Here is a 19,136-nt window from a genome sequence, read left to right as displayed (position 1 = left end):
GAAAGATGCCTACTATAGCAACTGACCGCCTTTTTCAGAAATTGCACTTATTAGTCGAATCCAAGATTTATAAAAAATCTCACCCGTATCAATCAACGCTATTGGATGTATTTATAGTGTTTGGTGTCTGGCTGAAAATCAGCAGATTTTTCTCAATGAGAAACAAAGATACGTTTTAGTTTCAGTATCGTGATACCGATATTCATTAAAGTTGAGTAGGAGCTGAGTGATGAGCATATATGGTTATGGAGAAAGGGGCGAACCTGCTCATTCTTATCCGGAGCAGGGAAGTGATTCTCAGAATGGGGATTATGCCGCTGTGGCAGATAAGAAACCCAGACAATTTCATGCAGACATCCCGCAAAACAGCAGTCAGCCTATTATCATCCACCACCACTACTATCACCATAATGGTGATGTGCATCATCATTACCACGGCAGCGAACAAATGCCAGAATTTGATATGCCTGTGTCTGACCGTTGTCAAAAGCAGATGCTGCAAGTTGAACTGGATGTATTAAGCCAGAATAATCACATTGCAGAGTGCAACCGCCGGTACTTTACCCTCCACCATATTTTGGCGCTGAATCTGATATCTAGCCCAGGCTCAGGTAAAACAACACTACTGATGGCCACACTGAATAGATTACGGAATAAAGTTGCCTGTGCTGCTATTGAGGGGGATCAGCAGACGAGCCATGATGCTGACCGTATTCGAGCTGTGGGAATTCAGGCCGTCCAGGTAAATACAGGGAAGGGATGTTACCTTGATGCCGAAATGGTTCGTGAAGCTACCCGGCAATTGAAGCCGGCCGAACACAGTTTATTATTTATTGAGAATGTCGGGAATTTAGTATGCCCAGCCAGTTTTGATCTTGGCGAGCAGCATAAAATTGTTATGTTGTCTGTCACTGAAGGAGAAGATAAGCCGTTAAAATATCCGATGATGTTTGCTGAAGCTGAATTGATGATCATCAACAAGGTCGATCTCCTGCCTTATCTCAATATTGAATTGGAGGCCTGTATTCAAGCCGCCCGCTGCATTAACCCCGATATCGACGTGATTGCACTGTCTGCGTCCACAGGAGAAGGGATTGACCAATGGTTATCGTGGCTGGAAGCTCGCTTGTCTGCTTGATTCCGTTTCATCAGAAAATGCAGGTTGGCTGGGAAATGGGCGCTGAGAGCATTGATATTTCAGCGCCAGTGGCGTTATTGCCATAAGATTGCATTAACAAGTAAAAAAGCGTTATTTCTTTACCAAACTCAGTTCAAGCAACATTATTGCTGCTGCAAGGTGAGGAGTAATATCTGTTTCTGGCAGAGGTGGCATGATTCCCAGAGCCATTTGTCTGAGTGGTTCTGCAATGACCATTGAAAGGACTAATTCACTGATAATATTATAATTCAATTTTCTCAGTAACCCTTTTTGATATTGGCGCTCCAGCCAATTGGCCAAAATTATTTTGTCTCTTTCAAAAACACTTTTTTGATATTTTTCTAGTAGCACTTCCCGAAAAGGGAAATTAGATTGCAGTAATTTGAATAACCCCACGGCATCTGTAGACAGTAATTTCTGAGCTATTTCTCTCAAATGTTTTTCTAATAATTTCATTGCCTGTTTAAAACTACTGGCATCTTTCTCAAAAGTAGGGGTACAGCTATCTGTCCAGCGCAGTACAATTTGCTCAAGCAAGTCTTCTCGATTTTTGACAAAACGATAGAGTGTTTTTTTTGCAATACCGGCTTTTTGGGCAACCACATCCATCGTGGTCGTACTATAGCCTTGGGTAAAAAGGAGAGAAAGAGTGACCTCATGAATTTTCTGGCGTATTTCTTGTTCAGGAATTGTGGGGCGACCTCGTGGGCGTGGGTATTTTTTTTCCATTTTAGCACCTTATGAGTTGTTAATATTTGTACTTTATTGGCGTGATCCTATTAAAAACAAACATTACTCATTTACATAAAAATGAACTTAAATCAAATTTCACCAGTTACAGGACTTACAGCCAGTTGTCAATGATATCAAAGATGATTACTACGGAATCTATCGTAATTAGCAATGAGAAAATAGATTTATTAATGATAGAGCTTACTTTTTATTACTTTCTTTATTATTTCTAACTTACTGTTTTTAGTAACTTATTATCATAATTAATGCTACTTGGTGATTGAATTCATACCTGCTATGTGATTTCCTTCACAGGATGGCATTTTTTGTTAATTTTTGTTAGCAAAACGTTATTTTGGATCTTAGTATCGTTGTTGCTTGTTACAAATTTAACCTGCGAGTAACAAGAATGTGTAAAACCCTGCCCACCTAAATGGTTTCTTTCAGAGAAAGTATTTCTTAGAAAGTGTATTTATTGGTAGTGGCTAAATAAATAACAATATTAATGAGGATTATGATAATGATAAAACACAACGCAATAGCAATGGCAATTCCGGCTCTCCTCATCGCTGGCACAGTAAATGCCGCTGAAATTTATAATAAAGACGGTAATAAAATTGATTTATATGGCAAGGCAGATGTTCAGCACTATTTTGCCAAATCAGGGAATAAAAAGAATGGTGATAATTCTGTCGCTCGTCTGGGGATCAAAGGAGAAACCCAGATTACGGATCAGTTGACGGGGTTCGGGCGTTGGGAATACAACATGGGCGCAAGCGGGTCTGAAACCGAAGGTGCTAAGAATAACAGAACACGTCTGGCTTTCGCCGGGTTGAAATTCGGCAAGTACGGCTCACTGGATTATGGGCGTAACTATGGTGTGGTGTATGACACCAACGCATGGACGGATGAATTGCCATTCTTTGGTGGTGACTCCATAGCTGCGACCGATAATTTCTGGATGGGGCGTTCGACAGGGTTATTAACGTACCGTAATACTGACTTTTTCGGATTGGTGGACGGGCTTAAGTTTGCCCTGCAATATCAGACTAAAAATGACAGCAGCACCATTAATGGCCGTGATGATATTTTGAGACAAAATGGTGATGGTTTTGGTCTTTCCAGCTCATATGATTTCGGTAATGGTATCAGTGTGGCTGCATCATATGGCAACTCTAACCGAACTTCCGCACAAAAAAATGGGACTGACCAAACGAAGGTTGTCGCCAAAGGGAGCAATACTGAAGCATGGCTGATGTCTGTGAAATATGACAAAAACAATGTTTACCTGGCAGCTATGTATGGTGAAGGCCGTAATTTAACCCGATTTGGTAAACTCGATAATTATGTTTTGTTCGCAAATAAAACTCAGAACATCGAACTGACCGCTCAGTATCAGTTTGATTTTGGTCTGCGTCCATCAATAGGTTATGTTTATTCTAAAGGCAAAGATTTGGGTGGAGACAGTGAGACTAACGTGCTGGCTGCTAAAAATTCTGAAGATTTAGTGAATTACGTCTCTGTCGGTGCTTACTATAATTTCAACAAAAATATGGGCACTTATGCTGAATATAAGATCAACTTGATGAAAGACAATGACTTCACCAAAAAAGTGAACATCAATACGGATAATGTTCTGGGGGTTGGTTTAGTTTATCGGTTCTGATTTTATCAGCCAGATTTAATCTCTGGCTGCATGATTATCATTTTGTTATTTCCCGTATTCACTGATTATGTGAATACGGGAAAACAGAAAAAATTACCTTTCTGCTTCACCGCCTAACGCATCAATGGTGTTTTTGATAAGCGCACTTAATTCGCCCGTCATTAAGATAAAATCCGCGTCGAATCGTTGAGCAACATCTTCACGGTCGATATCGTCATTTTGATCACGCAGTGTTTCGCTGAATTTGATGCGTTTGAAAGAACCATCATCTGACAGCATGAATTGGATACGTTCTTCCCAATCCAATGCCAGTTTAGTGACGAATTTGCCAGATTCAATATGTGTCGCAATTTCGTCAGACACCAATGCCTGTTTTTTACAGCGGATCACGCCACCTTCTTCCAGAATCGCTTTTAACTCAGCTTCATCCATCAAAGCATAACCGGCGGGCAAATCGCCTGAACGTACCCACTCGGTTAAGGTCAATTCAATAGGATCGGTGAATGTCAGCGGAACGACGGGCAGTGATCCCAGCGTTTTTCTCAGTAATGCCAGATTATCTTCAGCGCGCTTTGCACTGGCTGCGTCAACAATGATCAGATTGTTGACGGTATCTATCCAGATGTACGTCTGATTGAAACGGCTGAACGCCCTTGGCAGCAGCGTGTGGATCACTTCATCTTTCAGTGAGTCTTTCTCTGTTTTTTTCAGTTTACGGTGCTGCTCACCTTCCAGACGGGCAATTTTGGCCTGTAGTTCCTGTTTTATCACCGGAGAAGGCAGCATTTTTTCTTCTTTGCGCGCACAGATGAGGATCTGATTACCGGTGGCATGAGTTAGCGCTTCACCGTGAGCGCCCATCGGAGGAACCCAGCCTGTCTTCATCATATCTTGACTACCGCATGGGGTGAACGCCAATGAGCTTAACTGTTTTTCCAGTTCATCCGCAGAAAGTGATATTTCTCGGTTTAAACGGTAAATCATTAAATTTTTGAACCATAACATGCAGCTACCCCATATTTTTGCGCATCGTGACAAAGAACATCTTAAAACGTAAGGGGGCATAATAACGAATCATGTGACGAAGCCCTAGAACTTCATCAATTTCAGAGCATAAAGAGTGGCTATAACGCTTGATTGTCAGTGCGGCTCAGGCAATGATTATGCAGTAACATAATTTAATCAGCTCTAAATAACGATAGAAAACAATAGAAAAAGGTAAGCTATGCGTATAGGTATTGATCTCGGTGGAACCAAGATTGAAGTGATCGCATTGGGCGATCAGGGTGAGGAATTGTTTCGCAAACGGGTGGATACGCCCCGCAACGATTATCAGCAAACACTGGCAGCGATTGCCGGGCTGATTGCCGATGCTGAACAGGCAACCGGCCAGCGGGGAACGGTGGGTATTGGCATCCCTGGAGCTATTTCTCCTTTTACCGGAAAAGTAAAAAATGCTAATTCAGTCTGGATGAATGGGCAGATCCTGGATAAGGATCTTTCTGCCTTGCTGGGACGTGAAGTGCGGGTCGCCAACGATGCAAATTGTCTGGCAGTGTCGGAAGCGACTGATGGAGCCGCAGCGGGTAAGCCAATGGTGTTTGCTGTCATTATTGGAACGGGCTGTGGTTCAGGCATTGCCTTTGATGGCAAGATACATGCGGGGGGAAATGGTCTGGCAGGGGAATGGGGACATAACCCGTTACCGTGGATGGACGAGGAAGATCGGGCATATCAAGAAGAAGTCCGTTGTTTCTGTGGTAAACCGGGTTGTACCGAAATGTTTGTGTCGGGAACGGGATTCATGACGGATTACTTCCGCTTAAGTGGAGTTCGTAAGAAAGGTCATGAAATCATGGAAGCGCTGGTGCAGGGGGATGAGATAGCTGAATTGGCTATACGCCGTTATGAAAGACGTCTGGCACGGGCGTTGGCACAAGTCATTAATTTACTTGATCCTGATGTCATTGTGCTGGGAGGTGGCATGAGTAACGTCGATCGCCTTTACCAGACCTTACCAGATTTAGTTCAAGAGTGGGTTTTTGGTGGGGAGTGTGCAACGCCGATCAAAAAAGCACTGCATGGTGACTCCAGTGGGGTACGAGGCGCGGCTTGGCTGTGGCCTCATAAATAACTACGTACTCCGGTAATTAACACAGATAGCGGCATGAATTAAACATGTCGCTATCAATATCAGGTCATATATCCCCTTCATCAATCCACTGTGCTTTTCTATCAGGATAACCGGGAAACTCACCTTCCAGTGTTGCCTCTTTAATCTTGTCTTAAGACTCGTCCCAAATCACAAAAAAATCGTACTTCATTAATTAAATTAATTATTAAACCCGTAAAATACCCCATGCATCCCATACTGCCGAACAGATTTTGAGCTTTCATTATATATAGCTAAAATTAATTTTTTAAATAAATGCCTTTTCATAATAGTGATGTATTTAGCGCTTGAAGCCCTCTTACTCCTCGCACCGCGAGGAGTAAGAAAGTGATCTAGCATTTTGAAAACTTATTTATATATTTATATATTTATATATTTATATATTTAAATTTTATTTTTATGTTACGGATAATTTTTGAAACCATAAATCAACCCATTCAAGTTACTTATGACGTATATTCTTATGATAATGAAAAAAATATTTATTTAATCATTGATTTTCTTATTAGACTTTAAATTTATTAATTATTTAAGTTGTAAAAAATATAGATATATTAAATTTACGAATAACAATACATATGAGATGGAGTAAATAAATGTCTTTATTTGTCGTCGCTTGATAAAAATGGTTTTATGGATTGCTATGATGCAGTTTAAAGGTAAAAGTGAAAAATAACTAATTTTTGTGATATTTATCACATATCGATGTAATTTTTTGTACATATATTTGTGTTAATGTGGATTTCTTCACGAAAAAAATGATTTTTTTAAGTTATTATTAAAGTATGTAATAAAATGGATTCAATGTGTCATGGAACTGAAAATTTAAACATTCAATAATTTTTTTGCTTAAAAGCAAACTGATTGCTATTGCGCCTTATTTTGATTAATGACTCTAGAGCGGTGTTTATAAAACATTCAAAGGAAAGATGTAATATAAATAAATTTAAAGAACATTAAAGCATTGTCATTTTTTAAGCGATTTTCTTTTTTCACGAAAAAATCGTGACGGGGATTTATTGTCCCAAATATATTGCGGCACGTTTCGCGATAGGGATACGTTTTACCTGAAAGAAAATCAAATTATTAAACTTAATATTTTGTGGGTGTCTTATTATGAAAAGTATGAAACCGTTAGCAGCTTTAATGGGTTTATTAGTTATTTCTGGCAGTGCTAATTCCGCCACTGTATACAATGACAAAGGAACTCAGATGGAGCTGAGTGGACAGTTCCGTCTAAAAGCACAGGTAACCAGCCAGGATCGTGATATCAGAATGCGTGATGATGGCAGCCGTATTGGTATTTCTGGCAGCCACGAACTCACCAGGGCTATTAAAGCCTTTGGCAAAATGGAGTGGGGTTCTGATACCCAGAAAACCAATAGTGATAACTTTGAAACCGGCTTTGATATGTTTAACCGTGTCGGTTATCTCGGTTTTTCTCATCGGGATTATGGCCAGATCCAATTTGGCCGGACTTATATTCCTATCGATTGGGTGAAAAAATCCAGCTATGGCTATGGCAACACGGGTGCATTTTATTTCAGCGATGTATTGGGACGCGCTACAGGTAATGAGAAAAATGGTGTTGGTAGAAACAACTTCATGACCCGTCTGCCACAGACCATTTTTGTCGAAACCAATCGTTATGAGGGCTTCAAGGTCGCAGCGACCTACAGTGGTAAATCCGGTTCTGATAAGGAGCGCAAGCCTGGAGATATTCGCCATGCCTATTCTGTCGTTGGTTTTTATAAATCAGACTTTGGTCTGGAATTTGATGGCGGCTATTCTGCGGCAATAGGGGAATCGCAAGGAGATTCGGCGAAATCGCCCCAAGATAGCCTCTTGGCTTTCGGCATGGAGTATTATTTCCCGGGGCGTGAATTCTCGATTGGTCTGGACTACGGTATAGCGCGTTCCAAAAATTCAGGCCTGATTTATAAACAAGGCGGGGCAGAGGCACTCAAGTCGAACTCCGTGAAAGGCGATTGGAAAGCAAACCTGTATGGTCTGGGTGTGAAATGGCACTGGGATAAAATCGAAAGCGGAATGTATGCGGGTTATTACCTGCGGGATGGGGATGCCAATACATTTAACTATCAAAAACAGACTTATGCGGTTGGTGTAGATAAACGCTTTGCCGTTTCTAAGTACAATAACCTGCGCCTGTTTGTTGAAATGGCATATGATGATGCCCGTAGCGACAATCCGGTTTATAAAGATAAAAAACAGACCATTTTGGAAACAGGGGCGCGTTTGTATTTCTAGACAAAATGCTATGGGAAGAGCCAATTGATCGGCTCTTCCACATCATTCAATAGAGGGGGTACATGATGAAGAATGTGTTGAAAATTTCAACATTGGCAATGCTGGTGGCATTCAATGTGAATGCTGCAACAGTCGATTTACGCGTTATGGAAACATCGGATATTCACAGCAATCTGATTGATTTCGATTACTTTAAAGATAAACCTACTGAGCAGTTTGGTTTGGTTCGTACCGCGAACTTAATCAAAGCAGCCAAAGCTGAAGCAACCAACGCGGTTCTGGTTGATAACGGTGACCTGATTCAAGGCAGTCCGCTGGCAGATTACATGGCGGCAAAAGGCCTTAAAAAAGGTGATGTCCATCCTGCCCACAAACTGATGAATACCATGGGCTATACCGTGGGTAACTTTGGTAACCACGAATTCAACTTTGGTCTGGATTACCTGAAACAGGCCATCGCAGGTGCCAAATTCCCTTATATTAATGCCAATATCATGGATGCCAAGACAGGCAAAAACTACTTTACGCCTTACATTATTGTTGATACCCCAGTCAAAGATCGTGAAGGCAAAGAACACACCATTAAGATCGGCTATATCGGCTTTGTGCCACCTCAAATCAGTATTTGGGATAAAGCAAATCTGGGTGGCAAAGTGGTGGTCAACGATATCACCGAGACTGCGAAAAAATTCGTCCCTCAAATGAAAAAAGAAGGGGCAGACTTGGTTGTTGCCATCCCACATTCTGGCTTTTCCCAAGAGCCTTACAAAGCGATGGCGGAAAACTCCGTTTACTATTTGAGTGAAGTTTCCGGTATTAACGCCATTATGTTCGGTCATGCCCACGGTGTCTTCCCGAGTAAGGAATATGCTGGCATCAAGGGCGTCGATGTTGCCAATGGAACGGTCAATGGCATTCCTGCCGTAATGCCGGGTCAGTGGGGAGATCACTTGGGCGTTGTTGATCTGGTGATCAATAACGACAGCGGCGAATGGAAAACGGAATCAGCTAAGGCGGAAGCGCGCCCAATTTACGACAAAGCCCACAAAAAAGCTCGGGTTGAGCGGGATAACAAACTGGCTGCCATTATTGAGAAAGAGAGTGAAGGAACCCGTAAGTTCGTTGGCAAACTTATCGGTAAAGCCTCTGCGAATATGTATAGCTATCTGGCTCTGATCCAGAGCGATCCGACTGTTAAGATCGTCAATGATGCCCAGATTGATTACACCAAGCGTTTCATTCAGGGAGATCCTGATCTGGCCGATCTGCCGGTATTAGCTGCCGCAGCGCCATTTAAAGTGGGTGGACGCAAAAATGCGCCGGCTGATTTTGTCGAAGTGGAAAAAGGGGATCTGACTTTCCGTAACGCTGCCGACCTGTATCTCTACCCGAATACTCTGGTGGTAGTGAAAGCGAGCGGCGCTGACGTCGTTCAGTGGCTGGAATGTTCAGCGGGAATGTATAACCAGATTGATCCAAACTCTGCCAAACCGCAAAATTTACTGGACTGGGATGGCTTCCGTACCTATAACTTCGATACCATCAGTGGCGTTGATTATAAGATTGACCTGACTCAGCCCGCGAAATATGACGTTGAATGTCAGTTGATCAACAAAGAGGCGAATCGAATCAAAGAGGTAACCTATCAGGGAAAACCCATTGATCCGAAAGCAACTTTCTTGATTGCAACCAATAACTACCGTGGTTACGGCGGTAAATTTGCTGGCACGGGTGATAACCACATCGCCTTCGCTTCACCCGATGAAAATCGTACTATTCTGGCCTCCTACATTTCCCGAATCACCAAAGAGAAGGGCATAGTATCAACGCAGGCTGAAAACAACTGGTCATTCCTGCCGATCAAGACGGATAAAAAACTGGATGTACGCTTTGAAACGTCTCCAACCGAGAAAGCCGCAACATTCATCAAATCGCACGCTCAATATCCGGTGAAATACCTGAAAAATGATGACGTCGGCTTTGCTGTCTATCAAATTGATCTAACAGAGAAGAAATAAACCCTGATCTGACTGGAGCCTGCCCTGTGGGGCAAGCTGATTGTTTCATTGATAAAGGATTTCTTATTATGCGTTTTTTTAAACTATTGCCTATCGTTCTCGCATTGACGGCGGCGGGATGTGCAACTAAACCCGCTGATGACACAGCAAATATAATAGATGTTCGGGTACTGGCCTTGAATGACTTTCATGGTGCCCTGAAAGCCCCCAGCCCAAATCAGCCGGGGGGAATCGAATATATGGCAACGCTGCTTAAGGAACTGAAGCAAGAGAATCCGAATAATATCGTGGTCGCTGCGGGTGACATGATAGGTGCCAGCCCGCTACTCTCTTCCATGTTCCATGATGAGCCGAGCATTGAAGCCCTGTCCCTTGCCGGGTTGGAAGCAACTTCAGTGGGTAACCATGAATTCGACAAGGGCAAGGATGAACTGCTGCGTAAACAAAATGGCGGCTGCCACCCAGTAACTGGTTGTCAGGGGCCAACGCCATTCAAGGGTGCTAAATTCCAGTATTTGTCCGCTAACGTCACCGTCGATAAGACGGGCAAAGCCCTATTCCCTGAATATGTGATCAAAGAATTTGACGGAATTCCTGTGGCCTTTATTGGCCTGACGTTGGAAGGCACGCCAGCCATCGTCACCCCGCAGGGCACAGAAGGGCTGAGTTTTGCCAATGAAGTCAAAACCATCAACGCTTTGGTGCCGGAATTACAGAAAAAAGGCGTGAAAGCGATTGGTGTTCTGATCCATGAAGGGGCGGCTCAAAAGCGTGAAGATGGCCGGATTGACGTTAACGCCTGTAATGACGTGACAGGCAAAGTGCTGGATATCGTCAATCATCTGGATAAAGAAGTGGATTTCGTCATCAGCGGTCATACTCATCAGGCGTATAACTGCGTGATTAATGGTAAATCCGTTACTTCTGCCGAATCCAATGGCGCGTTGATCACCAGATTGGATCTGAAATTGGATAAAACCACCAAAGATGTGGTTGATTTCAAGGCGAAAAACATCTGGGTTGATAATCGTAAATATGCCAAAGATCCGCAAATCACCAATTTGTTGGCTGCCTATGAAAAAATTGCCACTCCGCTGGCAAACCGCGTGATTGGCAAACTGGAAAGCAATCTGACTCAACAGACAACCCATGGTGGAGAATCCTCGTTGGGTAAAGTGATTGCTGACGCTCACTTATTTACCACCGCGCCAAAAAAGGCGGGAGGAGCGCAACTGGCGTTTGTGAATGGCGGTGGTATCCGCGCCCCGATGGACGCCGGCGATGTGACGTACAATGCAATTTATACCGTTCAGCCGTTCTCGAATATGATGGTGACCAAAACATTGACTGGGGAGCAGATCAAACGTCTGCTGGAACAGCAGTGGGATCGTTCACGGCCACAAATTCTGGCGATATCTCACAGTTTTGAATACGCATGGGATAGCTCAAAACCCGTGGGAGAACGTGTCATGGTCAGCTCAATGAAAATCAATGGTAAGCCCGTTGACTTAAAAGCGAAATATCGCGTGGCGGCCAATGAATATCTGGCAACGGGAGGCAGTAATTTCTCTGTATTTAAAGAGGGAACCGATCCTGTTTACAGCGTCCCTGATATAGAGGCTGTCGTTAACTACTTCGCTAAAAAGTCTCCGATTATTTATCCAAAACAGGATCGCATCGTTAATATAAATAGAAAATAATGTGACCTCAGTAAGAGATAAAGAAAATTACTGTAGGTAAAACAGGCAAATCAAAGATACTGTAAGTATCGTGCTGATTCTGATAATTAAGAGCAACGCTACTTATCTGGCGTTGCTTTTTACGTTACGTGTAAGCAGCTCTGACGGAGTTTAGGTAAATTAAACAGGCGAATTACACGAAGGCATTAACTGTAATAGCCATGATCATTAAGGTAATAGTGATATATGTAATATTTATTAATAATAATCAAAATATCTATGGAGAATATCAATATGCAGAATTTTATGGTGAGCTTAATAAAAAATAAAATTGCTAAAGTATTAACCTGTATTGTGAGTCTTATACTAGGAAGTGTAACTTACTCTTATGCGGCCGTTATTCCTTCTGGTACACAATTGGCCGATAAACAAGAAATCACGCGTAATAATTTTTCAGAACCCGTCTCTTTAGACCCTCATAAATCCGACAGCAGCAGTGAATTTGATATTCTGCGTGATTTTTTTGAACGGATGGTAGCTATCGATAAAAAAGATAAAATTATTCCTGCCTTAGCTGAACGTTGGGAAACCAACGATAATAAAACGTGGGTTTTCCATTTAAGAAAAGGGATTAAATGGTCAGATGGTTCACCCATCACTGCTCATGATGTGGTTTTCTCTTGGCGGCGAATGGTCACGCCTGACACTATTTCTCCTTATGGTAGCTATTTGGTTCAGGCAACTGTGGTGAATGCATATGATGTGTTATCGGGCAAGAAAAAACCCGAAGAACTCGGTGTGAAAGCACTGGATGATGCAACCATAGAAGTCACTTTGGGAAGGCCAAAAGCGGATTTATTACAAATGATGGCGCATCCGGTAATGTCTCCCATCAGTGAAAAGGTTGTCAAAAAATATGGGAATAAATGGACACAACCCGAATTTTTTGTCAGCAACGGGCCTTTTAAACTCTCTGAATGGATAGTGAATGAAAAAATTGTGGGTGTCAGAAATCCTTACTATTGGGGTGATAAGCACACGGTGATTAACAAAGTCACCTATCTGCCACTGTCAGACTATAAAGCTGACCTCAATCGTTATATGGCAGGAGAGCTTGATATATCCAACGGTGGCCCATCGGATTTTTTTCCAACACTCAAAAAGAAGTTTGGCGATCAATTCCATATTTCGCCCAAAATGAGCGTTTATTATTATCTTTTTAATACGCAAAAACCGCCATTTAATGATGTTCGGGTCAGGCAAGCACTGACTTTAGCGTTGGACAGAGCCATTATTACTGACAAGGTATTGGGGAATGGGCAAAAACCCGCTTTCGATGTGGTTTATCCAGGTAGCGGGGGAATTTATTTAAAACATCCTGATTATGCCTCATGGACACAAGAACAGCGTGTTGCAAAAGCCAAAGCGTTACTGAATGAAGCCGGTTTTAATGAAAATAACCCGCTCAAATTTACCTTGTTGTATAACACGTCAGATACCCATAAAAAAATTGCCATTGCAGCCAGTTCGATGTGGAAAAAGAACCTCGGTGTTGAAGTTGTTTTACAAAATCAAGAAAGCAAATCATTGTACGATACCATGTCTCAAGGAAATTTTGAGGTTGTTAGATACGCATGGAACGCTGATTATAATAGCCCGACATCTTTTTTAGATATTTTTACCACAGGAAATACTAATAACATACCGCAATATAGTAATAAAGAATTTGATCAATGGGTATTAAAGGCGGATGAAACCAACGACAAAATATATTACCAGCGGGCACTTGATATCCTCACCCAAGATTCACCTGCCATTCCTGTTTATTATTATGTTAGCACTAAATTAGTAAAACCTTATGTTGGCGGGGTTCATATTAGCCCGTTAGGAGATATTCCAACAAAAGATCTGTATATTATTAAACACTAGATTGTATCGAAAATAAGAGTCTGTTTAAACAGGATCTTATTACATGAATAGATTAATTTAATTCGTAATTACAACGAAATGGTAATGTGATGTAATAAAAAATAATGACAATAATGGAGATGGTAAAAATGAAAAATATCATAGCTAAGTTTATAAAAAATAAAACAACCAAAATACTCACCTGCTCTATAGCGATTATATTGGTAAATATCGCACAATCTCATGCAGCAGTAGTTCCGCCCGGAACCCAGTTAGCCGATAAACAGGAAATTGTGCGTAATAATGGTTCATTTCCTGCCTCTTTGGATGTGCATAAAGTTGAAAGTAATGTTGAGTTGAATATTATCCATGATTTTTTTGATGGTTTGGTTTACACCGATAGCACAGGCAATATTGTGCCCAGATTAGCGGAAAGCTGGGAAACGAAGGATAACCAGACTTGGATCTTCCATATCAGAAAAGGCAGCAAATGGTCTGATGGTTCACCGATTACGGCTCACGATGTGGTTTTTAGCTGGCAACGCTTACTTGATCCAGAGATAGGATCTCCTTATAGCAGTTACCTCGGCTCCGCTTTTGTGGTCAATGCAAACGATATACTGTCAGGCAAGAAGAAAAAACAAGAACTGGGTGTAAAAGCGACGGATGATTTAACCTTGGAAGTCAAATTAGAGAAGCCTGTCGCTTATTTATTGCAGATGTTGACTCACCCGATTTTGGTGCCTATCAGTGAAAAAGCCGTTAAAAAATATGGTGATAAATGGATGCAGCCAGACGTTTTTGTTTCTAGTGGCGCTTTTAAACTGTCTGAATGGAAAGTGAATGAAAACGTGGTTGGTGTCAGAAACCCTCAGTACTGGGATGATAAGAACACCGTAATCAATAAAGTAACTTATCTTTCTCTTGTATCAGAAAAAGCAGATTTAAACCGCTATCTCGCAGGCGAAATTGATATCACCCAGTCTATTGCATTGGATTCTTTTGCGTCATTAAAGAAAAAATTGGGCGATCAGGTTCATATTGCTCCCATGTTGAGTACTTACTATTACGTCTTCAATACTAAAAAGCCTCCATTTGATGATGTCAGGGTGAGGCAGGCATTAAGTTTAGCCGTAGATAGAGACGTTATTGCTGATAAAGTATTGGGACAGGGCCAACGACCTGCCTATGATATTATTCCGCCAAATACCGGGGGATTCAATTTAATACCACCTGAAGCTGCCTCTTGGACACAAGAACAACGTATTAAAAAAGCCAGAGAATTATTGAATGAAGCGGGCTTTAATCAAGATAATCCACTGCAATTTAACTTGCTTTATAATACAAGGGAAGCGCATAAGAAAATTGCTATAGCCGTTACTTCAATGTGGAAAAAACATCTTGGTGTTCAAGCCAACTTGCAAAATCAAGAATGGAAGGTGATGTTGGATAATATGCATCAAAACAAGTTTGATGTTGTCAGATACGCATGGACTGCGGATTATAATAGCCCTATGTCTTTCTTGGATACGTTCATCACAGGAAGTAGTCATAACGTACCCTTATATGAAAATAGCGATTTTGATCAGATGGTGATTAAAGCAGGTGAAACCAATGATATAATCTATTATCAAAAAGCCATGAATATTTTCACCAATGATATGCCAATCATTCCTATCTACTATTACGTTAGTAATAAATTGGTAAAACCGTATGTCGGTGGGCTTTACATTAATCCAACGGATTATATTTCCACAAAAGACCTTTATATCATTAAGTATTAAATGATAGTAAATATTTTGCCACGAAGGATTTAAGATAAATGTAAAAATAAATACGATTATGGAGAATAAAATATGAATAAAATCACAATAAATAAAAAGATAAAAATACTTTCTTGTGCTATTGCGATGATGTTGGGAAATATTGCATTGTCCCATGCTGCGGTTGTTCCTGATGGTATAAAATTGGCCTCTAAGCAGGAGGTTGTGCGTAACCATGCTTCAGAACCTGCTTCATTAGATGTACACAAAGTTTCAAGTAATGTTGAATTCAATATCATTCATGATTTTTTTGATGGGTTAGTTTATACCGACAGAAAAGGTAATATAGAGCCGAAATTGGCAGAGCGTTGGGAAACCCGTGATAACAAAACATGGGTTTTCCATCTTAGGAAAGATATTAAATGGTCAGATGGCACACCAATCACTGCTAATGATATCGTGTTTAGTTGGCGGCGCCTGGTTGATCCCGATATTGTTTCTCCTTACGGTAGTTATCTTGAGAATGCGGCTATTGTAAATGCAAATGATGTGCTCAGAGGCAAGAAGAAAGGTGAGGAGCTTGGAGTAAAAGCATTGGATGATATGACGTTAGAAGTCAGTCTGGATAAACCGATGGGGGATTTTTTACAGATATTGACCCATCCTGTTATGGTTCCGCTCAATGAAAAAGTGATTAAAAAATATGGCAATAAATGGACAAGGCCGGAATCTTTTGTCGGTAGCGGGCCATTTAAATTGTCTGAATGGATGGTAAATGAAAAAATCATCGGTATCAGAAATTCCCATTATTGGGATGATAAAAATACGGTGATTAATAAAGTGATTTATCTTGTTATAGGTTCAGAAAAAGCTGCTTTGAATCGTTATTTAGCAGGAGAAGTTGATTTTACCGAAACTATTCCATTGGATTCTTTTGAATCACTCAAGAAAACAATCAACGATCAAATCTACATATCTCCTCAAACAGGCGTTTATTTTTACGAAATTAATAATAAAAAACCACCGTTTGATAATATGAAGGTGAGGCAGGCACTGAACTTAGCTGTAGATAGAGAAGTGATTGCTAATAAGATATTGAGTCAGGGGCAGAAGCCGGCTTATACGGTTGTTCCTCCCAATGTTGGAGGGTTTAAATTTACAGAACCCGATTATGCTTCATGGACTCAGGCTCAGCGAATTGAAAAAGCTAAAACATTATTGAATGATGCAGGATTTAATCAGAATAATCCGCTCAGATTTAACTTACTTTATAACACCTCAGAAGCGCATAAGAAAATTGCCATTGCGGTTAGCTCCATGTGGAAAAAAAACCTCGGTGTTGATGCGACTTTGCAGAATCAAGAATGGAAAGTAATGCTTGATAATATGCATCAAGGTAAATTCGATGTTATCAGAAGAGCATGGATTGCCGATTATAATAGCCCTATGACATTTTTAAGTATGTTTATGTCAGGGCAAATTAAAAATACTTCACTATATGAAAATAATAATTACGATGCTTTAATAAAAAAAGCAGGAGAGACTAATGATAAATCGTATTATCAACAAGGATTAGATGTCATCACCACAGATTCACCTGTTATTCCTATTTATTATTATGTTAATGCAAAAATGGTAAAGCCTTATGTTGGTGGGTTTTATGTCAATCCCATGGGGTATATTTCGACAAAAGATCTTTATATTATCCAGCACTAAGCTAATTGGAACTTAAGAGCCTGTTACTCGCAGGCTCTAATCCATGTTTCAGGCTCTGGATAATTGTTGATAAAATTACTGTTTCTATCTGAGTTCAAATTTCAATTATTGCTGTAGTACGTGATCAATGCAGAACATCATAACTTGAATATATTTCATTTTTAAATGATGTATATGATTGATTAATAAAAATAAAATATTTTTACAATAAAATTGTATTATCGAATCTGCCGGATTTTAGTTTTGTTATAGTTGCGGATTGTAATTTATTGAGCAATAAATGGATTACCCTGCTCCAACGTTGATGTATAGGAGTATGGCGTTTTAATTATTAATAAATGACTACAGTACAGCGATAGGAGTTATGAAAATGCTAAATAAAATAACAAAGAAAACAATGAGAATATTATCTTATTCCATTAGTTTAATATTGAGTAGTATCACATTATCTTATGCTGCAGTCGTTCCTCCGGGAACACAACTAGCTGATAAACAGGAAATTGTTCGTAATAATGGGGCAGAGCCTGCTTCTCTGGATGTACATAAAGTTGAAGGTGTTGTTGCAATTACTATCATCCACGATTTTTTTGATGGATTAGTTGATACCAATAAAGACGGTAAGATTGTTCCCGATCTGGCTGAAAGCTGGGACACTAAAGATGATAAGACTTGGGTATTTCATTTGCGAAAAGGCATTAAATGGTCTGATGGAACGCCGATTACTGCCCATGATGTCGTGTTCAGTTGGAGACGTTTGACTGATCCAAAAACAATTTCCCCGTATGGAAGTTATCTTGCTAATGCTTCTGTAGTGAATGCAAAAGACATTCTTGCTGGCAAGAAAAAAATTGAGGAGTTGGGGGTAAAGGCATTGGATGATGCCACTGTAGAGGTGAAATTAGAAAAACCCGTGAGTTATTTTTTACAGGTATTGGCATTTCCTATTTTAAATCCTATTAGTGAAAAAATAGTTGAAAAATATAAAGATAAATGGACTCAGCCAGAATTTTTTGTCTCAAGTGGGCCATTTAAGCTGTCTGAATGGGTCGTTAATGAAAAAATTGTTGGCGTCAGAAATTCTTATTATTGGGATAACAAAAATACAGTAGTTAATAAAGTGACATATCTTCCAATATCAGCGAATACAGCAGAGCTAAACCGTTATTTGGCAGGAGAAATAGATATAACTTTAACTATTCCGTTAGAATCCTTTGCTTCATTAAGGGAAAAAATCCCTTCTCAAGTTCATATATCACCTTATCTTAGTACGTACTATTATGCATTTAATAATAAAAAATCCCCATTTAATGATCCAAGGGTCAGAAAGGCATTGAGTCTCGCTTTGGATAGAAACATTATCGCCAATAAAATTGTCGCACAGGGGCAAATTCCGGCTTATACATTGCTTCCGAAAGGAATTGGTGGTTTCAATTTAAAACAACCTGATTATGCTTTGTGGACACAAGCTAAATGCATTGAAACAGCCAGACAGTTATTAAATGAGGCCGGTTTTAATAAAAGTAATCCCCTTAAATTTAATTTAACCTATAACACGTCAGAAATACATAAAAAAATTGCTATTGCTGCCGCCTCAATGTGGAAAAAAAATCTCGGAGTTATCGCCAAGTTACAGGCACAAGAATGGAAAGTGATGTTGGATAATGAACATGAAGGCAAATTTGATGTTGTCAGAGCGGGTTGGATTGGGGATTATAATAATCCAATGTCTTTTTTGAATATTTTCACTTCAGAAAACACTAATAATACATCATTCTATGCTAATAAGAGTTTCGATGATTTGGTGAAGAAAGCAGAAAACACCAATAATCAAGCTGATTTCCAACAGGCTACTGATCTTTTTACAGAAGATGCACCGATTATTCCGGTCTATTATTATGTTAATGCAGTATTAGTGAAACCTTATATTGGTGGATACTATTCTGATATGATGGGATTTACATTGGCGAAAGATCTTTATGTTATTAAACATTAATAAATGAAGAGCCTGTTAAGTCAGGCTCTTTCATCTTTCAAGTTGCAGCTTTGCTCTCCAA

Annotated in this window: 12 protein-coding genes; 10 read left to right on the top strand and 2 right to left on the bottom strand. The window is 40.3% G+C overall.

Annotated features, from left to right (window positions below; all coding sequences use genetic code 11):
- Nucleotides 1-229: 229 nt before the first annotated feature.
- Nucleotides 230-1,138, top strand: a complete 909-nt coding sequence (gene hypB / locus PSI22_RS16875; protein ID WP_273580760.1) for a hydrogenase nickel incorporation protein HypB — start codon at nt 230-232, stop codon at nt 1,136-1,138.
- A gap of 111 nt (nt 1,139-1,249) precedes the next feature.
- Here hypB and PSI22_RS16870 read toward each other — a convergent pair whose 3' ends face one another.
- Nucleotides 1,250-1,888 (bottom strand): TetR/AcrR family transcriptional regulator, encoded by a 639-nt coding sequence (locus PSI22_RS16870; RefSeq protein WP_273580759.1) that lies wholly within the window; start codon nt 1,886-1,888, stop codon nt 1,250-1,252.
- A gap of 523 nt (nt 1,889-2,411) precedes the next feature.
- Here PSI22_RS16870 and PSI22_RS16865 point away from each other — a divergent pair.
- On the top strand, nt 2,412-3,557 hold the full coding sequence (locus PSI22_RS16865; RefSeq protein WP_273580758.1) for a porin: 1,146 nt from the start codon (nt 2,412-2,414) through the stop codon (nt 3,555-3,557).
- 93 nt (nt 3,558-3,650) lie between these two features.
- Here the strand turns inward: PSI22_RS16865 and rdgC are convergent, their stop codons facing one another.
- Nucleotides 3,651-4,562, bottom strand: coding sequence for a recombination-associated protein RdgC (gene rdgC, locus PSI22_RS16860; RefSeq protein WP_038205023.1), 912 nt, complete (start codon nt 4,560-4,562; stop codon nt 3,651-3,653).
- A 220-nt stretch (nt 4,563-4,782) separates the two neighbouring features.
- Between rdgC and mak the strand changes: the two genes are divergently transcribed.
- From mak to PSI22_RS16820, 8 genes are all read left to right on the top strand, one after another.
- Nucleotides 4,783-5,691, top strand: coding sequence for a fructokinase (gene mak / locus PSI22_RS16855; protein ID WP_273580757.1), 909 nt, complete (start codon nt 4,783-4,785; stop codon nt 5,689-5,691).
- Between the two features lie 1,155 nt (nt 5,692-6,846).
- Nucleotides 6,847-7,998 (top strand): porin, encoded by a 1,152-nt coding sequence (locus PSI22_RS16850; RefSeq protein ID WP_273580756.1) that lies wholly within the window; start codon nt 6,847-6,849, stop codon nt 7,996-7,998.
- Nucleotides 7,999-8,063: 65 nt separating this feature from the next.
- Entirely contained in the window at nt 8,064-10,016 is a 1,953-nt protein-coding gene (locus PSI22_RS16845; RefSeq protein ID WP_503016476.1) for a bifunctional 2',3'-cyclic-nucleotide 2'-phosphodiesterase/3'-nucleotidase, read from the top strand.
- A gap of 68 nt (nt 10,017-10,084) precedes the next feature.
- Entirely contained in the window at nt 10,085-11,716 is a 1,632-nt protein-coding gene (locus PSI22_RS16840; protein ID WP_273580754.1) for a bifunctional metallophosphatase/5'-nucleotidase, read from the top strand.
- A 273-nt stretch (nt 11,717-11,989) separates the two neighbouring features.
- On the top strand, nt 11,990-13,624 hold the full coding sequence (locus tag PSI22_RS16835; protein WP_273580753.1) for a peptide ABC transporter substrate-binding protein: 1,635 nt from the start codon (nt 11,990-11,992) through the stop codon (nt 13,622-13,624).
- A gap of 128 nt (nt 13,625-13,752) precedes the next feature.
- Entirely contained in the window at nt 13,753-15,387 is a 1,635-nt protein-coding gene (locus PSI22_RS16830) for an ABC transporter substrate-binding protein (RefSeq protein ID WP_273580752.1), read from the top strand.
- A 72-nt stretch (nt 15,388-15,459) separates the two neighbouring features.
- Complete coding sequence (locus PSI22_RS16825; RefSeq protein WP_273580751.1) at nt 15,460-17,082, top strand: ABC transporter substrate-binding protein; 1,623 nt, start codon at nt 15,460-15,462, stop codon at nt 17,080-17,082.
- Between the two features lie 370 nt (nt 17,083-17,452).
- Nucleotides 17,453-19,075, top strand: a complete 1,623-nt coding sequence (locus PSI22_RS16820) for an ABC transporter substrate-binding protein (RefSeq protein WP_273580750.1) — start codon at nt 17,453-17,455, stop codon at nt 19,073-19,075.
- Nucleotides 19,076-19,136: the final 61 nt, after the last annotated feature.

This window comes from Xenorhabdus aichiensis, from assembly GCF_028598775.1.
Taxonomy (GTDB): domain Bacteria; phylum Pseudomonadota; class Gammaproteobacteria; order Enterobacterales; family Enterobacteriaceae; genus Xenorhabdus; species Xenorhabdus bovienii.
The sequence above is the reverse complement of the archived record's forward strand: the minus strand, read 5'-3'. Positions and strand labels throughout refer to the sequence as shown.